Genomic DNA, 16,213 nt, shown 5'->3' with positions numbered 1-16,213 from the left:
CGGGTCAACCGCATTAACTCTGTACCGGATGTGCTAAGCGCGTGTGATGACACGTGCGGATTGCCGGTTTTTTCTGTGTCTGTTGGTGTCAGGAAAATCAGGCACCGGTCAAAGTATCCCAAAAAAAAGGGCAATCGACTTGTCCGCCGTTGCGCCTGGCAGGTGATGACACGATATAGTCTCTGTTAATCGACCCTGACGACAGGGATAATTGAAATTGCTAAAAGTGATTATGGTCATCGGCTTATGAATATGCTGGAAAAAATTGAGGCGCAGTTCGCCGCGCTCAGCAATGCGGAACAGAAAGTCGCCCGGCAGATTCTGGCTGCGCCGCAGGCGGCGATGCACTCCAGCATCGCCACCCTGGCGCGTGAAGCCTGCGTCAGTGAACCCACGGTGAATCGCTTCTGTCATCGACTGGGCGCGCGCGGCTTTCCCGACTTTAAGCTGCAACTGGCGCAGAGCCTGGTGAAAAGCAGCAACTGGGTCAGCCGGGGCGTGGAGGACGATGACAGTGTGGAGAACTACAGCCACAAAATCTTTGACTCGGCGCTGGCAGGGCTGCAGCGGGTGCGGGATCAACTGGATAGCACCCAACTGCAGCAGGCCGTCACCCTGCTCACTCAGGCTGACAAACTCGCCTTTTTCGGGCTGGGTGCTTCCGCTGTGGTGGCGCATGACGCCTTTACCAAATTTCTGCGCTTTAATCTGCCGGTCATCTGGTCAGACGATATTGTGATCCAGCGCATGAGTTGCATAAATAGTCGAGCCGGTGACGTTTTTGTTCTCATTTCGCATACTGGACGCACAAAAAATATGGTAGAACTGGCTCGCCTGGCCCGTGTAAACGGTTCCACCGTTATAGCCATCACCTCTGCCGATTCTCCCCTTGCCCATGAAGCAGCGATAGCTTTAGTGCTTGATGTACCGGAAGATACGGATATCTATTTGCCGATGGTATCGCGCCTGGCGCAGTTGACCGTGATCGATGTGTTGGCGACCGGTTTCACCCTGGAACGGGGTGCGCCCTTCCGGGAAAACCTGAAACGCGTGAAAGAGGCGTTGAAAGCGTCGCGTTACGAAAAGCACACCATTCGGGAAAAGGATGATCAGTAAAAAATTAACATCACATTTACAATGTGAGTCGTATCACAACCCGTCGATCATATAGAATAGATAACCATGCTGTGTCCACAGACCAGGACACGCTTAAATGTTTACGGAGTCCTCGATGTCAAGACGTCTCAGAAGAACCAAAATCGTTACAACTCTCGGCCCGGCCACCGATCGTGATAATAATTTAGAAAAAATCATCGCTGCCGGCGCGAACGTTGTACGACTCAACTTCTCTCACGGCACGCCAGAAGATCACCAGCTACGTGCCGACAAAGTGCGCGAGATTGCCGCAAAACTGGGTCGCCACGTGGCCATCCTCGGTGACCTCCAGGGTCCAAAAATTCGTGTTTCAACCTTCAAAGAAGGCAAAGTTTTCCTGAATATCGGCGACCGTTTCCTGCTGGATGCCAATCTGGGTAAAGGCGAAGGCGATAAAGAGCGCGTCGGTATCGACTACAAAGGCCTGCCTGCAGATGTGGTGCCGGGCGATATCCTGCTGCTGGATGATGGCCGCGTGCAGCTGAAAGTGCTGGAAGTTCAGGACATGAAGGTGTTCACCGAAGTCACCGTGGGTGGCCCGCTGTCGAACAACAAAGGCATTAACAAACTGGGCGGCGGACTTTCAGCTGAAGCGCTGACCGAAAAAGATAAAGCGGATATCATCACTGCCGCCAAAATCCGCGTCGACTATCTGGCCGTCTCTTTCCCACGCTGTGGTGAAGATATGAATCTGGCACGTCGTCTGGCGCGCGAAGCGGGTTGTGACGCCAAACTGGTCGCAAAAGTGGAACGTGCCGAAGCGGTCGCCAGCCAGGAAGCGATGGATGACATCATTCTGGCCTCTGATGTAGTGATGGTGGCGCGTGGCGATCTGGGCGTTGAGATTGGCGATCCGGAACTGGTTGGCATCCAGAAAGCATTGATTCGTCGTGCCCGCCAGCTTAACCGCACCATCATTACCGCGACGCAGATGATGGAGTCGATGATCACTAACCCGATGCCGACCCGCGCAGAAGTGATGGACGTGGCAAACGCCGTACTTGATGGTACCGATGCCGTGATGCTCTCTGCGGAAACCGCAGCGGGCCAGTATCCGGCTGAAACTGTCTCAGCGATGGCGAAGGTCTGCCTGGGCGCGGAGAAGATCCCGAGCGTCAACGTTTCCAAGCACCGTCTGGATGTACAGTTCGACAACGTTGAAGAAGCGATTGCTATGTCGTCCATGTACGCCGCGAACCACCTGCAGGGCGTCACCGCGATCATCACCATGACCGAGTCGGGCCGTACCCCGCTGATGACCTCACGTATCACCTCAGGACTGCCGATTTTTGCCATGTCACGCCATGAACGCACACTGAATCTCACCGCGCTCTATCGCGGCGTGACGCCGGTGTTCTTCGACAGCAATAACGACGGTGTGGCTGCTGCACACGATGCGGTTAACCTGCTGCGCGACAAAGGCTTCCTGGTCTCTGGCGATCTGGTCATTGTGACGCAGGGCGATGTGATGGGCGCCACCGGCACCACCAATACCACACGTGTGCTGCGCGTGGATTAATTGAGCCCGGGTTTACATTGTCGGTGTAGAATAAACGACGCGACTGCCTGGCAGTCGCGTTTTCTTTTCTGACAAGGAGGCCAGATGGCCCGTTTCCACCCCATCAGCCAGCTTACCGCCCGAATTTTACTCTTTCCTCTGGCGTTAGTGCTGTTCGAGTTTGCCACCTATATTGCTCATGACATGATCCAGCCTGGCATGCTGATCGTCACCAGCGAATTTTCCGTCGGCCCTGAATGGGTCTCTACCTCCCTGACCGCTTACCTGATTGGCGGCGTGGTGCTGCAATGGCTGCTGGGTCCTCTCTCTGATAAGTTTGGCCGGCGACCGGTGATGCTCTTCGGCATCCTGTTTTTTGCCGTCGCCTGCATGCTGATGCACTGGGTCAGCTCGATTGAGGAATTTGTCAGCCTGCGCTTTATTCAGGGCATCAGCCTCTGCTTTATCGGCGCGGTCGGCTATGCCGCAATTCAGGAAGCCTTCGATGAGGCGCTGGCGGTGCGCATGATGGCGCTGATGGCCAACGTGGCGCTGCTGGCTCCGCTGGCGGGTCCGCTTGCCGGTGCAGCCTGGCTCACCATTGGCAGCTGGCGCAGCATGTTCTGGCTGTTTGCCGCCTGCAGCCTGGTCGCCTTTGTGGTGCTGTGGCGTGTGATGCCCGAAACCGCAGGTGACCGCAGTCACTCCATCGCCCTGCCCAATCTGGCACGCAACTATGGCCGGCTGATGAAAGACCGGCTGGTGATGTTTGGTTCCTTCGCTATCGGGCTGGTGTTTATCCCGATCCTCACCTGGGTTGCTCTTTCGCCGGTGATCCTGATGCACGACGAAGGTCTGTCACGCATGCAGTACGCCCTGTTGCAACTGCCGGTATTTCTGGCGATGATCGCCGGTAACCTGACGCTGAGTAAGCTGGCGGGACGCGTGCCGATTGAGCAGCCGGTGAAGTTCGCCGCCTGGCCGATTCTGATTGGTCTGAGCATGGCGCTGGTGGCGAGCCTGATGAACAGCCACGGTTATCTGCTGATAACCGCTGGCCTGAGTCTCTACGCCTTTGGCGCTGGCATGGTCAATGCCGGACTGTATCGCCTGACGCTCTACGCCAGCAACGAAGGCAAAGGCAGTGTGGCTGCGATGCTGGGAATGATCAGTATTATGACGCTGGCGGTGGGAATTGAGCTGGCGAAAAGCGGCTACTTCAGCGGCGGCACGCTGTGGTTCTGCCTGGTCAATTTTATCAGCGGCATGCTCTGGTTTGGTCTGGTGATCCTGTTTATGCGCGAGCGTAAACGTCGCAGCAGGCTGGAGGCGTTATAAACAGGCAGCCCAGCCACAGGTGTGTCCTGAGCAGGCAGCTCAGAAGCTCAAAGCAAGGGAGCACACACCTGTAGCCAGTGATTAGGAGATAAGAAAAGGCCGCTTTCGCGGCCTTTTTGCTATTTGCGCGGATAGAGATCTTTGCGCGAATAGGGCTCGATGTCACCCTCTTTGCGGGTCTTCAGCAGCTTGAGGATCCAGGTGTACTGCTCGGGATGCGGGCGGACAAACACTTCCACTTCTTCATTCATCCGGCGAGCCAGCTGGTGATCGTCAGCTTCCAGCAGATCGTCCATCGGCGGACGCACATAAATCTCAAGCTTGTGCGTTTCGCTGTTATAAACCGGAAACAGCGGCACCACGCGCGCGCGGCACACTTTCATCAGTCGCCCTACCGCAGGCAGCGTCGCTTTATAGGTGGCAAAGAAATCGACGAACTCGCTGTGCTCCGGGCCATGATCCTGATCGGGCAGGTAGTAGCCCCAGTAGCCCTGACGGATCGAACTGATAAAGGGTTTAATGCCGTCGTTGCGGGCATGAAGCCGTCCGCCATAACCGCGGCGTGCGGTGTTCCACGCATAGTCCATCAGCGGATCGCTCTGGTTATGGAACATTGCCGCCATCTTTTGCCCTTCTGACGCCAGCAGCATGGCAGGAATATCCACCGCCCAGCCGTGCGGCACCAGGAAAATCACATTTTGCTGGTCCGCTTTCATCTGGTCGATAATGTCACGACCATGCCACTCTACACGTTCACGGATACGTGCCGGATCGCGCAGCACCAGCTCGGTCATCATTGCCATCGCCTGCGGTGCCGTCGCAAACATCTCATCGACCAGCGTTGCACGCTGCGCCTCGCTGAGTTCCGGCAGACAGTAATAGAGGTTAATCAGCGCACGGCGACGTGCGCCCTTTGCCAGCTTACCGGCGAATTTGCCTAACCGACCCAGCAGCGGATCGCGCACTTTCGGCGGTAAATACGCCAGACCCGCCAACGCACCAATTGCCAGCCAGCTGCCCCAGTATTTAGGTTTGAGAAAAGAACGTTCAAAAACGGGAATAAATTCAGTGTTATTTTTTTTACGGGTTTCCATGCACTCGCCTCAAGCAATGACCGGCTAATGATAGTGACGACCTGAAAATTTGCAATCATCCTGCGCCAGATAGCAAAAAACCGACGGGGAACCCGTCGGTTTTTGCGCGATTTAACGAGATTCGCTTACTTCAGACCCAGCTGAGGCAACCAGGATTTAACCTGTGCCATGTAATCGCTGCGATCTTTACCGGTCAGGCCTTCCATACGCGGCAGTTTCGCCGTTAATGGATTGACCGCCTGATTATTGATCCAGATTTCGAAATGCAGATGCGGCCCGGTGGAACGTCCGGTGTTGCCTGACAGTCCAATACGGTCACCACGCTTCACTTTCTGGCCTGGCTTCACCAGCACTTTCTTCATGTGCATATAGCGCGTCATATACTGGCGGCCATGACGAATGGCGACGTAGTTACCCGCGGCACCGCCGTTCTTCGCCACCACTATTTCACCATCACCCACTGCCAGCACCGGCGTACCGATCGGCAGCGCAAAGTCGACGCCTTTATGAGGCGCAATGCGGCCGGTAACCGGGTTGAGACGACGCGGATTAAAGTTAGAGGAGACACGATACTGCTTAACCGTCGGGAAGCGCATAAAGCCGCGCGCCAGACCGGAGCCGCTGCGATCGTAGAACTTGCCATCTTCGGCGCGGAAAGCGTAATAGTCTTTACCCCCGCTGCGCAGGCGCACACCCAGCAACTGACTTTGCGCACTCTTGCCATCCAGCATTTCGCGTGACATCAGTACACTGAACTGGTCACCTGCACGCAGCTTACGGAAGTCCATCTGCCACTGCAGCGCTTTGATTACGGCGCTGGCTTCGGCACTGCTCAGCCCGGCACGCTGGGCGCTGGCGGCAAAACTGCCGCGCACTTCGCCCTGCATCACGCTGTTGCGCCATTCGCCCTTCTGCATCTCCGCATCCATCTTAAAGCCACCTTTAGGGGTGCGCTCATAGGTGCGGGTTTCACGGCGGGAAATTTCCCAGCTCAGGGTTTTCAGGCCGCCATCATCATCCAGCGTCCAGCTCAGCTGCTGACCAACCTGCAGATTACGCAGATCGCGGTCGCTCATCACCAGCGCATTAATGTCACTGATGTCGATGCCATACTGATTCAGGGCACTGCTCAGAGTATCGCCGGATGAAACGGTGTAGTCGTGAACACCGGCCGTTTCGGGCACGTCGGTGTCCACATCGTCCGCAGGCAATTCTTCTTCCGGTTCCGGTGTGCTCTGATCGATAGGCTCACTGGCTTCCGGCAACAGCGTGCGGAACGTGTTCTTATCCAGTTCGATGTTTTTGACGATGGGCGTCACATCATCCGAAGGATGATAAACGTAAGGCCGCCAGACAGCGACGGCCAGAGTGACTACAGTTAAAGAACCCAGCATTACGCGGTGGGGGCGCGGCAAATTATTAAATGCGAGGGCGACAGAGCGGGCTATCTGCTGCACTTTTACCTATTCCTCATGCTCCATTCAGGCAGCTTTCATACTGGCTCGACAGTTGTGAGAGGAATTTCACATAGCTGTCTTTGGCTAAGCTGATGTCTGTTCCCAGGGGATCGAGCGTGCCTTTACGCACCTGCGTTCCGCGGGCGACAGCATCGATGACTGCTGGCCTGAATTGTGGCTCAGCAAAGACGCAGACCGCCTTTTGCTCAACCAACTGTGTTCGTATCTGATGTAAACGCTGAGCGCCCGGTTGAATTTCAGGATTGACGGTAAAGTGCCCGGTGGGCGAGAGACCGTATTGTTTTTCAAAGTACGTGTAAGCGTCGTGAAAAACGAAATATCCTTTATTTCTGACCGGAGCGAGTTGTGCGCTAACGCGTTTGTCCGTGTCCGCCAAAGCTACCTCAAACTGCTGGAGGTTGGCGTCAAGTTTGGCTTTATCTTGCGGCATAAGTTCCAATAATTTTCCATGGATTGCAACCGCGGTCTTACGCGCAATCTCTGGCGACAACCACAGGTGCATATTAAACTCGCCGTGATGATGGTGATGGGCATCGGCGTCCTGTTCTTCGGATTTTTCCGCTGTGTGTTCATCTTCATCTTCACCACCGCTAATCAATAACGGTTTTACCCCGTCGATGTTCACCATCGCGAGGTTTTTTTGGGCCGGAAGTTCAGCCGCAGACTTCGCCATAAAGGCTTCCATTTCAGGCCCGACCCATACAACTAAGTCCGCGTTTTTTAAGCGTTTTGCATCTGAGGGCCGCAGGGAATAGTCGTGTTCAGAGGCACCGTCCGGTAGCAGAACATCAACCGGTGTGACACCATCGGCAATGGCCGCAGCGATAAACCCTACCGGTTTGAGTGAAGCCACGACATTCGCCTGAGCTGGAAGGGTTAACGAAGCTGTAACGGAGAAAGCAGTTAAGGCGAAAATTGCGCCCTTTTTATTATGTAACATATTGCGTCATTCCATCGTGACCATGAGGTGGAATGTGATATTATAACATTCGAAATTCTGTGCAACCTGTAAATACTATGACCTCACTTGTCACACTCGATAATGTTTCGATAAAGTTTAACCAGCGCAATGTGTTATCCGGTGTCAGCCTGGCACTGCAGCCTGGCCGCATCCTCACCCTGCTGGGTCCTAACGGTGCCGGAAAATCAACGCTGGTGCGTGTGGTGCTGGGACTGCTCGCTCCCACCACCGGTAGCGTTAAGCGTGATCCCGGCCTGCGAATTGGCTATGTGCCACAGAAGCTGCACATCGACCCGACCCTGCCGGTGACGGTTGAACGCTTTATGCGTCTGACCCGTGGCAGCAAAAACGCCGAGATCCTGCCGGCACTGAAACGCGTGCAGGCGGGTCACCTGCTCAACGCCCCGCTGCAAAAGCTTTCCGGTGGTGAAACCCAGCGTGTGCTGCTGGCGCGCGCCCTGCTGAATCAGCCTCAGTTGCTGGTACTCGATGAGCCTACCCAGGGTGTGGATGTGAATGGTCAGGTGTCACTCTATGACCTTATCAATCAGTTACGCGTTGAACTGAACTGCGGCGTACTGATGGTCTCCCACGATCTGCATCTGGTGATGGCCAAAACCGACGAAGTGCTCTGCCTTAACCATCACATCTGTTGTTCCGGCACCCCGGAAGCGGTATCGCAGCATCCGGAATTTATCGCCATGTTTGGTCCGCGCGGCGCGGAGGAGCTGGCGATTTATCGTCATCATCATAATCACCGTCACGACCTTCAGGGACGTATCGTTTTACGCAAAGGACAGGGTCCATCATGATTGAGTTGTTATTACCGGGCTGGATAGGCGGTGTGATGTTAGCGCTGGCTGCCGGTCCGCTGGGATCGTTTGTTGTCTGGCGCAAGATGTCCTATTTCGGCGATACCCTGGCGCATGCCTCTCTGCTTGGCGTGGCATTTGGCCTGCTGTTTAACGTGAATCCTTACTACGCGGTGATTCTGGTTACGGTCTGCCTGGCGCTGGGACTGGTCTGGCTGGAGCGTCGTCCACATCTGGCTATCGATACCCTGCTGGGGATTATGGCGCACAGCGCGCTGTCGCTGGGCCTGGTGGTGGTCAGCCTGATGAAGAACGTTCGCGTCGATCTGATGGCTTATCTGTTTGGCGATCTGCTGGCGGTGACGCCAGACGACCTCTGGATGATGGGTGGCGGCGTGGTGATCGTGCTGCTGGTGATGGCGTGGCAGTGGCGGTCGCTGCTGTCGATGACCATCAGCCCGGAACTGGCACAGGTGGACGGCGTCAATATCCAGCGTACCCGTCTGATCCTGATGCTGGTCACGGCACTGACTATCGGAGTGGCAATGAAGTTCGTGGGTGCGCTGATTATCACCTCACTGCTGATTATCCCCGCTGCGACCGCTCGTCGCTTTGTGCGTTCACCGGAAGGCATGGCGGCCGTCGCCGTAGTCATCGGGGTGATTGCCGTCACCGGCGGCCTGACCTTCTCCGCCTTCTACGACACCCCTGCCGGGCCGTCAGTGGTGCTCTGCGCCGCCATCCTGTTTATTTTCAGTATGGTCCGGAAACCAGCAGTCTAATTACTCTTCGCGCGTAATGCCGAAGTGACGATAAGCGTGCTGCGTGGCCATCCGGCCACGCGGTGTGCGCTGAATGAAGCCCTGCTGAATCAGGAAGGGTTCAATCACATCTTCGATGGTTTCGCGCTCTTCACCAATGGCAGCAGCCAGGTTATCCAGCCCCACCGGCCCACCCATAAATTTGTCGATGATCGCCAGCAGCAGTTTACGGTCCATATAATCGAACCCTTCGCTGTCTACGTTAAGCATATCCAGCGCGCTGCAGGAGACTTCACCGCTCAGGTCACCATTTGCCCGCACTTCGGCGAAGTCACGAACGCGGCGCAGCAGGCGGTTGGCGATACGCGGTGTGCCGCGGGCGCGACGGGCGATCTCTAACGCCCCTTCGTCACTCAGCGCCAGACCCAGACAGGCGGCGCTGCGGCCCACGATGTGCTGCAAATCTTTAACCTGGTAGAACTCAAGCCGCTGCACAATGCCGAAACGATCGCGCAGCGGCGAGGTCAGCGAGCCAGCACGCGTGGTGGCACCAATCAGGGTAAACGGCGGCAGATCGAGCTTGATTGAGCGCGCAGCCGGGCCTTCGCCAATCATGATATCCAGCTGATAATCTTCCATCGCCGGGTAGAGTATCTCTTCCACCACCGGTGAGAGACGATGGATTTCATCGATAAACAGGACGTCATGCGGTTCAAGGTTGGTCAGCATCGCCGCCAGGTCGCCCGCCTTTTCCAGCACCGGACCTGAAGTAGTGCGAAGATTGACACCCATCTCGTTGGCCACGATGTTCGCCAGGGTGGTTTTACCCAGTCCCGGCGGACCGAAGATCAGCAGATGATCGAGCGCATCGCCGCGCAGTTGCGCTGCCTTGATGAAAATCTCCATCTGCTCACGCACCTGCGGCTGACCGACATACTCGGTCAGCATCTTCGGGCGAATAGCGCGGTCAATAACCTCTTCTTCGCTGATACTGGCAGCGGAGATCAGGCGGTCGGCTTCTATCATGACTTACCTCAAATGGCGGCGCGTAGCGCTTCGCGGATCAGGGTTTCGCAATCCGCATCCGGTCGACCGACTTTACTGATCATACGGCTCGCTTCCTGCGGTTTATAACCCAGTGATACCAGCGCTGCAACCGCTTCGGCTTCCGCATCATTGGTTTCCGGCTCGGCGCTCGGCGTGGTCAGCGTAAAGGCAGAATCGCCGCCAAACAGGTCGCCGTGCATTCCTTTGAAGCGGTCCTTCATTTCGACCACCAGACGCTCAGCCGTCTTTTTGCCCACGCCTGGCAGTTTCACCAGTGACGCGATCTCCTCTTTCTCGACAGCGGTCACAAACTGCTGCGCCGACATGCCGGAGAGGATCGCCAGCGCCAGCTTGGGTCCGACGCCATTCACTTTAATCAGTTCGCGAAACAGCGCGCGCTCCTGCTTGCTGTTAAAACCAAACAGCAGCTGCGCATCTTCACGCACCACGAAGTGGGTAAAAATCACCGCTTCGTGCTGAAGTTCAGGCAACTCATAAAAACAGGTCATGGGCATATAAATTTCATAGCCGACGCCGTGTGCCTCAAGCAGCACCAGTGGCGGCTGCTTTTCCAGAATATTGCCCCGTAAACGACCTATCACCTGAACGCTTCCTTAACTAACGAATGTGGCGGATTTTATAACATAAAAAAGGCTGGATGAATATCCAGCCTGAGAGTGAGACCTGAGCGATGACGGCTAACCTGAGCGTAACCGTCCGCGCGTCAGCACCAGCTTGCTGTCACTCATGCGAGCTGCATTCTGAGCCACATGACAGTGCGTAATGGCAATCGCCAGCGCATCGGCGGCATCCGCCTGCGGGTTCGCCGGCAGCTTCAGCAGGGTTCGCACCATGTGCTGCACCTGACTTTTCTCGGCGCTGCCGATGCCAACCACGGTCTGTTTTACCTGACGGGCGGCATACTCAAACACCGGCAGATCGTGGTTTACTGCGGCAACAATCGCGGCACCGCGCGCCTGGCCCAGCTTCAGTGCGGAGTCTGCATTCTTCGCCATGAACACCTGTTCAATGGCGAAGAAGTCGGGTGAAAACTGCGTAATGATTTCACAGACGCCCGCATAAATCAGCTTAAGTCGGGCGGGCAACTCGGTGGTATTAGTGCGGATACAGCCGCTGCCCAGATAAGTGAGCTGGCGGCCAGTCTGACGAATAACACCATAACCGGTGATGCGTGAGCCGGGATCAATACCCAGGATAATCGACATTACGCCTCTTTGGTTAAAGTGATTACGGTAGACGCCATTACAGCGTTTCCGCTACCTCGTCGGAGATTTCACCGTTGTGATAGACCTCCTGCACATCGTCGCAATCTTCCAGCATGTCGATCAGACGCAGCAGTTTAGGTGCGGTTTCCGCATCCATTTCGGCTTTGGTGGTCGGGATCATCGCCACTTCTGCAGTGTCCGCTTTCAGGCCGAGCGCTTCCAGTGCATCACGCACCGTGCCCATCTCTTCCCATGCGGTGAAGACATCAATTGCGCCGTCGTCATAGCTGACCACATCTTCTGCGCCTGCTTCCAGAGCCGCTTCCATCACCGCATCTTCATCCTGACCCGGCGCATAGGAGATCACGCCTTTTTTGTTGAACAGGTAAGCCACGGAGCCGTCGGTGCCCAGATTCCCGCCGGTTTTGGTGAAGGCGTGACGCACTTCGCCCACGGTACGGTTACGGTTGTCACTCAGGCATTCAATCATGATGGCCGAGCCGCCAGGACCGTAGCCTTCATAGATGATGGTTTCCATGTTGGCATTGTCATCGCCGCCTACACCGCGCGCAATAGCGCGATCCATGGTGTCACGCGTCATATTGTTCGCCAGCGCTTTATCCATCGCTGCACGCAGGCGCGGGTTTGAGCCCGGATCGCCGCCGCCCAGCTTGGCCGCTGTCACCAGTTCACGAATGATTTTGGTGAAGATTTTGCCGCGCTTGGCATCCTGCGCCGCCTTACGGTGTTTGGTGTTTGCCCACTTACTGTGTCCTGCCATTTTAAATTTTCTCCGATCTTTTACAGGGTGCAGGCTATCCTGCTTGCGAGCCTGTTTACCGTCCGTACGCATACAGGTGACTGACAACCTGAATGCCCCGAGGGCGAGCGTCGCGAAGCATCCTCACGTACAAGCGTACGCTGACGACGTCGCGCGGGCGGTGAACAACCTCACGGTGCCGATTACGCCTGACTGTTCAATATGTTGGTGAAGTCCTGTTAAAACTCACCAGATTCATAAAATTTAATCTATCCGCCGCCGGAATACCGGGCGATGGCGAGCATTCAGATAAATTCTTCAATTGCCTGGCGGTTACTCCATGATCGGGTTAATGCTGCAGCGTCAGCGGGTGCCATCCAGCGAAACGCCAGATGCTCGGTGAGCATCACATCGCGCTCCGTCGGCAGTTGCAGGCGAAACCAGTGCTCGTGATTATGGGTGACATCAGGGGCATAGCGATGGCGGAAATGGGGAAAGATTTCAAAGTCGATCTGACGCTGACAATCCTCCACCTCCAGCCGCTCGGCCAGCACGTCGATGCCGATTTCCTCATTCACTTCACGACACGCGGTCGCCAGCGGTGACTCTCCCGCCTCCAGGCTGCCGGTGACCGACTGCCAGAACGTGGGATCGTCACGCCGCTGCAGCATCAACACCCGGCCAGTATCGCGCGCCGAAATGACGACCAGCACTGAAACCGGGTGTTTATAGCCCATTATTTATGCTCAGGCTTTTCTTTTTTAACGACCTGAATGCCGAGCTCCAGCAGGGAAGCCGGATTAGCTTCGCTTGGCGCTTCGGTCATCATGCAGGCGGCCGCCGTGGTTTTCGGGAACGCAATGACGTCACGAATATTATCGGTGCCGGTCAGCAGCATGGTCAGACGATCCAGACCAAAGGCCAGGCCCGCATGCGGTGGCGTACCGAACTTCAGCGCATCCAGCAGGAAGCCAAACTTCTCACGCTGCTCATGCTCTTCGATACCCAGAATGCTGAACACCGTCTGCTGCATTTTGCCGTTGTGGATACGCACTGAACCGCCGCCCACTTCATAACCGTTGATCACCATGTCGTAGGCATTCGCCACGGCACGGGTTGGATCGGCAGCCAGCTCTTCTGCGCTCATCTCTTTTGGCGCCGTGAAAGGATGGTGCATCGCAGCCAGACCGCCCTCTTCGTCCTCTTCGAACATCGGGAAGTCGATTACCCACAGCGGTGCCCAGGCTTTCTCATCAGTGATGTTCAGCTCGCGGCCCACTTTCAGACGCAGCGCACCCAGTGCATCCGCGACCACTTTGGCGCGATCGGCACCAAAGAAGATAATGTCGCCATCCTGAGCGCCGGTGCGGCTCAGAATGCCTTCTACGATCTCTGCATTCAGGAATTTGGCAACCGGGCTCTGCACGCCTTCCAGGCCGTCAGCACGGACGTTAACCTTCATCCACGCCAGACCTTTGGCGCCGTAAATCTCCACGAACTTGCCATATTCATCAATCTGCTTACGGCTCAGCTGTGCGCCGGTCGGCACGCGCAGCGCGGCAACACGGCCCTTTTCATCGTTAGCCGGGCCAGAGAAGACCTGGAACTCCACGTTTTTCAGCAGGTCGCCGACGTCCACCAGCTCCATCGGGTTACGCAGATCCGGTTTATCAGAACCGTAGCGATGCATCGCTTCCGCAAAGGTCATCTGCGGGAACTCACCGAGATCAACGCCCTGCACGTCCTGCCATAGATTGCGGATTAAACGCTCCATGATTTCACGCACCTGTGGCGCGGTCATAAAGGAGGTTTCCACGTCGATCTGGGTAAATTCTGGCTGACGATCAGCGCGTAAATCTTCGTCGCGGAAGCATTTAACGATCTGATAGTAGCGGTCAAAACCGGACATCATCAGTAGCTGTTTGAACAGCTGAGGTGACTGCGGCAGCGCATAGAATTTGCCTTTATGTACCCGGCTTGGCACCAGATAGTCACGCGCGCCTTCCGGCGTCGCTTTGGTCAGCATCGGGGTTTCGATATCCAGGAAACCTGCGTCATCCATAAAGCGACGAACGAAGCTGGTGATTTTTGCGCGGGTTTTCAGACGCGTCACCATCTCAGGGCGGCGCAGATCCAGATAGCGGTACTTCAGGCGCGCTTCTTCGCTGTTGGTCTGATTCGAGTCCAGCGGCAGTGGCTCAGAGCGGTTAATGATGGTCAGTGTCTGGGCAAACACTTCCACTTCACCGGTCGCCATGTCGCTGTTTTTGTTCTTCTCATCACGCGCACGTACGGTACCGGTGATCTGGATACAGAATTCGTTACGCAGTTCAGAAGCCAGCTTAAATGCGTCCTGGCGATCGGGATCAAAAAACACCTGCACGATGCCTTCACGGTCGCGCATATCGATAAAAATCAAACTGCCCAGATCGCGACGGCGGTTTACCCAGCCGCAAAGCGTGACTTGCTGACCCACATGAGACAGATTGAGCTGTCCGCAATATTCTGTACGCATAACACTATCCTTTTAACTTCGCCGCTGCATCTGACAGCATCCGGCCGCGTTACCTGTTGCGATGCTGTCGCAAAAATGGCGGTCATTATAATGGAAAAAGCCAGACAGGATAAGCAGATCCGCGCCAAAGCGCCGATTTCCTGTGTGCATTTGCCCCCCAGCCTGACCATAGCGGATAATGGGGTATCTTAATCTGCAGCCAGGAGCGCGCGTGACACTTCGTATTGGCCTGCCCCAGTGGCAGCATTCACACTGGAAACGCTGGGGGATCGAAAGCCTGGCGGACTATGCCCGCTATTTCCATTGTGTAGAGGGAAATACCACGCTCTATGCGCTGCCGAATCCGGAAACGGTGATGCGCTGGCGCGATATGACGCACGATGCGTTTCGCTTCTGCTTTAAGTTTCCCAATACCATCAGCCATCAGGCGGCGCTGCAGCACAGCGACGACCTGCTGACCGATTTCCTGCGCCTGATGGAGCCGCTGGCCGATCGCATCGGTCAGTACTGGCTGCAACTGCCTGCCAGCTTCTCTCCGACGCAGCTCGACGACCTGTGGCGCTTTCTCGACAGCCTGCCGCGCCGTTTTCACTATGGCGTCGAAGTCCGCCATCCCGCTTTCTTCGCTAAAGGGGATGCCGAACGGGCGCTGAATCGCGGCCTGCTGGCGCGCGGCATCAATCGCGTGATGCTCGACAGCCGTCCGGTTCACGCCTCTACCTCGCAAAGTCCGGCCGCGCTGGTGGCCCGCGCGCAAAAACCCCGGGTGCCGCCTCATGCGCTGCGAACCGGCTCACAGCCGATGGTGCGGTTTATCGGCAGCGACAGTGTGGAAGAGAGCGTGCCGCTGTTTCAGATCTGGCGTAACAAGCTGACAGAATGGCAGCAACAGGGCGACGCCATGCTGTTTCTGCACACGCCCGATATGGGCCAGGTCTTTCCGCTGGTGCAGGCACTCTGGCCGCAGCTGCAACAGATCGACCCCGGCATAGGTAGCGGACCGGACTGGCCGCAGCAGACGTCACTGTTTTGATTCCTGCCCAGGACAGCGGGCTGCACGCCCGTTAGAATAGAAGCATTATGGACAGTCGCAGGGGTGGCAATGGTTAGCGCGTTATATGTGGTGATGGGTGCATTACTGGTGATGAAATTCACGCTGGACGTGGTCCGCTATCGCCGTTTCTATCGCGTGGCGTATGGTGATGGCGGCTACCACGACCTGAAAATGGCGATTCGCATTCACGGCAACGCCATCGAAACCATTCCGCTGGCGCTGTTTCTGCTGGTGATGATGGAGATGAACGGTGCCGATATCTGGATGGTGCATCTCACGGGTCTGCTGTTCTTTATCAGTCGCCTGCTGCACGCCTGGGGTTTGCGCAGCAGCGCAATGGCAGGCCGCAAATATGGCATGCTGCTGACGCTGTTTTCCCTGTGCGGCATGGTGATTTTTAACCTGATCTATATGCCGTGGGAACTGGTGCTGACGCTGCATTAAGCTGGCCTGGGTTAAGGGGTGCAGCCCGCCCCACTTTCTGCGAGAATAGCGCCCTTTCCGTCGTCTCTTC

General features: G+C 56.2%; 16 protein-coding genes. 7 read left to right on the top strand and 9 right to left on the bottom strand.

Translation table 11 applies throughout. The features are described 5' to 3' along the window. The first annotated feature begins 246 nt into the window (after positions 1-246). The 3 genes from ACK13D_RS15630 (at position 247) to ACK13D_RS15620 (ending at position 3,991) form a co-directional block, all read left to right on the top strand. Positions 247-1,116, top strand: coding sequence for a MurR/RpiR family transcriptional regulator (locus tag ACK13D_RS15630; protein ID WP_191913954.1), 870 nt, complete (start codon positions 247-249; stop codon positions 1,114-1,116). Between the two features lie 115 nt (positions 1,117-1,231). Further along, on the top strand, positions 1,232-2,674 hold the full coding sequence (pyk, locus tag ACK13D_RS15625) for a pyruvate kinase (protein ID WP_010258665.1): 1,443 nt from the start codon (positions 1,232-1,234) through the stop codon (positions 2,672-2,674). A gap of 84 nt (positions 2,675-2,758) precedes the next feature. Further along, a complete protein-coding gene (locus ACK13D_RS15620; protein ID WP_418796803.1) occupies positions 2,759-3,991 on the top strand; it encodes an MFS transporter in 1,233 nt (410 codons plus the stop codon). 119 nt (positions 3,992-4,110) lie between these two features. On the opposite strand, the gene lpxM is transcribed toward ACK13D_RS15620, so the two are convergent. From lpxM to znuA, 3 genes are all read right to left on the bottom strand, one after another. Continuing rightward, complete coding sequence (gene lpxM / locus ACK13D_RS15615) at positions 4,111-5,085, bottom strand: lauroyl-Kdo(2)-lipid IV(A) myristoyltransferase (RefSeq protein WP_010670801.1); 975 nt, start codon at positions 5,083-5,085, stop codon at positions 4,111-4,113. 125 nt (positions 5,086-5,210) lie between these two features. Continuing rightward, a complete protein-coding gene (gene mepM, locus ACK13D_RS15610; RefSeq protein WP_010258653.1) occupies positions 5,211-6,542 on the bottom strand; it encodes a murein DD-endopeptidase MepM in 1,332 nt (443 codons plus the stop codon). A 13-nt stretch (positions 6,543-6,555) separates the two neighbouring features. Continuing rightward, positions 6,556-7,503 (bottom strand): zinc ABC transporter substrate-binding protein ZnuA, encoded by a 948-nt coding sequence (znuA, locus tag ACK13D_RS15605; RefSeq protein ID WP_010670802.1) that lies wholly within the window; start codon positions 7,501-7,503, stop codon positions 6,556-6,558. 77 nt (positions 7,504-7,580) lie between these two features. On the opposite strand from znuA, the gene znuC reads away from it, so the two are divergent. Continuing rightward, complete coding sequence (gene znuC / locus ACK13D_RS15600) at positions 7,581-8,336, top strand: zinc ABC transporter ATP-binding protein ZnuC (RefSeq protein WP_022625516.1); 756 nt, start codon at positions 7,581-7,583, stop codon at positions 8,334-8,336. After that, positions 8,333-9,118 (top strand): zinc ABC transporter permease subunit ZnuB, encoded by a 786-nt coding sequence (gene znuB / locus ACK13D_RS15595; protein ID WP_010258643.1) that lies wholly within the window; start codon positions 8,333-8,335, stop codon positions 9,116-9,118. Before znuC ends, znuB begins: the two co-directional genes overlap by 4 nt. Here znuB and ruvB read toward each other — a convergent pair whose 3' ends face one another. From ruvB to aspS, 6 genes are all read right to left on the bottom strand, one after another. Beyond that, complete coding sequence (gene ruvB, locus ACK13D_RS15590; protein ID WP_010258640.1) at positions 9,119-10,123, bottom strand: Holliday junction branch migration DNA helicase RuvB; 1,005 nt, start codon at positions 10,121-10,123, stop codon at positions 9,119-9,121. It lies immediately after the preceding gene. Between the two features lie 8 nt (positions 10,124-10,131). Then, positions 10,132-10,746 (bottom strand): Holliday junction branch migration protein RuvA, encoded by a 615-nt coding sequence (ruvA, locus tag ACK13D_RS15585; RefSeq protein ID WP_010670803.1) that lies wholly within the window; start codon positions 10,744-10,746, stop codon positions 10,132-10,134. A 96-nt stretch (positions 10,747-10,842) separates the two neighbouring features. Next, on the bottom strand, positions 10,843-11,370 hold the full coding sequence (gene ruvC, locus ACK13D_RS15580; protein ID WP_003849205.1) for a crossover junction endodeoxyribonuclease RuvC: 528 nt from the start codon (positions 11,368-11,370) through the stop codon (positions 10,843-10,845). A 37-nt stretch (positions 11,371-11,407) separates the two neighbouring features. After that, positions 11,408-12,151, bottom strand: coding sequence for a YebC/PmpR family DNA-binding transcriptional regulator (locus ACK13D_RS15575; RefSeq protein WP_010258633.1), 744 nt, complete (start codon positions 12,149-12,151; stop codon positions 11,408-11,410). A gap of 284 nt (positions 12,152-12,435) precedes the next feature. Then, the gene (nudB, locus tag ACK13D_RS15570) at positions 12,436-12,867 is read right to left on the bottom strand and encodes a dihydroneopterin triphosphate diphosphatase (RefSeq protein WP_033769243.1); all 432 of its coding nucleotides are present in this window, start codon (positions 12,865-12,867) and stop codon (positions 12,436-12,438) included. Beyond that, the gene (gene aspS / locus ACK13D_RS15565; protein ID WP_418796799.1) at positions 12,867-14,645 is read right to left on the bottom strand and encodes an aspartate--tRNA ligase; all 1,779 of its coding nucleotides are present in this window, start codon (positions 14,643-14,645) and stop codon (positions 12,867-12,869) included. Before aspS ends, nudB begins: the two co-directional genes overlap by 1 nt. A gap of 211 nt (positions 14,646-14,856) precedes the next feature. Between aspS and ACK13D_RS15560 the strand changes: the two genes are divergently transcribed. Both ACK13D_RS15560 and ACK13D_RS15555 read left to right on the top strand, forming a co-directional pair. Continuing rightward, positions 14,857-15,678 (top strand): DUF72 domain-containing protein, encoded by an 822-nt coding sequence (locus ACK13D_RS15560; RefSeq protein WP_089414078.1) that lies wholly within the window; start codon positions 14,857-14,859, stop codon positions 15,676-15,678. 69 nt (positions 15,679-15,747) lie between these two features. After that, positions 15,748-16,143, top strand: a complete 396-nt coding sequence (locus tag ACK13D_RS15555) for an MAPEG family protein (protein WP_010258617.1) — start codon at positions 15,748-15,750, stop codon at positions 16,141-16,143. Positions 16,144-16,213 lie beyond the last annotated feature (70 nt).

The organism is Pantoea sp. K16 (assembly GCF_048452805.1).
GTDB classification, from domain to species: domain Bacteria; phylum Pseudomonadota; class Gammaproteobacteria; order Enterobacterales; family Enterobacteriaceae; genus Pantoea; species Pantoea agglomerans.
This window is presented reverse-complemented; position numbering and strand designations above follow the sequence as displayed.

Bases quoted from the DNA above. Each gene is read 5' to 3' on its own strand.
- ACK13D_RS15555 (WP_010258617.1), top strand. From the start codon at position 15,748: ATGGTTAGCGCGTTATATGTGGTGATGGGTGCATTACTGGTGATGAAA.
- znuC (WP_022625516.1), top strand. From the start codon at position 7,581: ATGACCTCACTTGTCACACTCGATAATGTTTCGATAAAGTTTAACCAG.
- znuB (WP_010258643.1), top strand. From the start codon at position 8,333: ATGATTGAGTTGTTATTACCGGGCTGGATAGGCGGTGTGATGTTAGCG.
- nudB (WP_033769243.1), bottom strand. From the start codon at position 12,867: ATGGGCTATAAACACCCGGTTTCAGTGCTGGTCGTCATTTCGGCGCGC.
- ACK13D_RS15620 (WP_418796803.1), top strand. From the start codon at position 2,759: ATGGCCCGTTTCCACCCCATCAGCCAGCTTACCGCCCGAATTTTACTC.
- ruvB (WP_010258640.1), bottom strand. From the start codon at position 10,123: ATGATAGAAGCCGACCGCCTGATCTCCGCTGCCAGTATCAGCGAAGAA.
- lpxM (WP_010670801.1), bottom strand. From the start codon at position 5,085: ATGGAAACCCGTAAAAAAAATAACACTGAATTTATTCCCGTTTTTGAA.
- ACK13D_RS15630 (WP_191913954.1), top strand. From the start codon at position 247: ATGAATATGCTGGAAAAAATTGAGGCGCAGTTCGCCGCGCTCAGCAAT.
- aspS (WP_418796799.1), bottom strand. From the start codon at position 14,645: ATGCGTACAGAATATTGCGGACAGCTCAATCTGTCTCATGTGGGTCAG.
- znuA (WP_010670802.1), bottom strand. From the start codon at position 7,503: ATGTTACATAATAAAAAGGGCGCAATTTTCGCCTTAACTGCTTTCTCC.
- ACK13D_RS15575 (WP_010258633.1), bottom strand. From the start codon at position 12,151: ATGGCAGGACACAGTAAGTGGGCAAACACCAAACACCGTAAGGCGGCG.
- ruvC (WP_003849205.1), bottom strand. From the start codon at position 11,370: ATGTCGATTATCCTGGGTATTGATCCCGGCTCACGCATCACCGGTTAT.
- pyk (WP_010258665.1), top strand. From the start codon at position 1,232: ATGTCAAGACGTCTCAGAAGAACCAAAATCGTTACAACTCTCGGCCCG.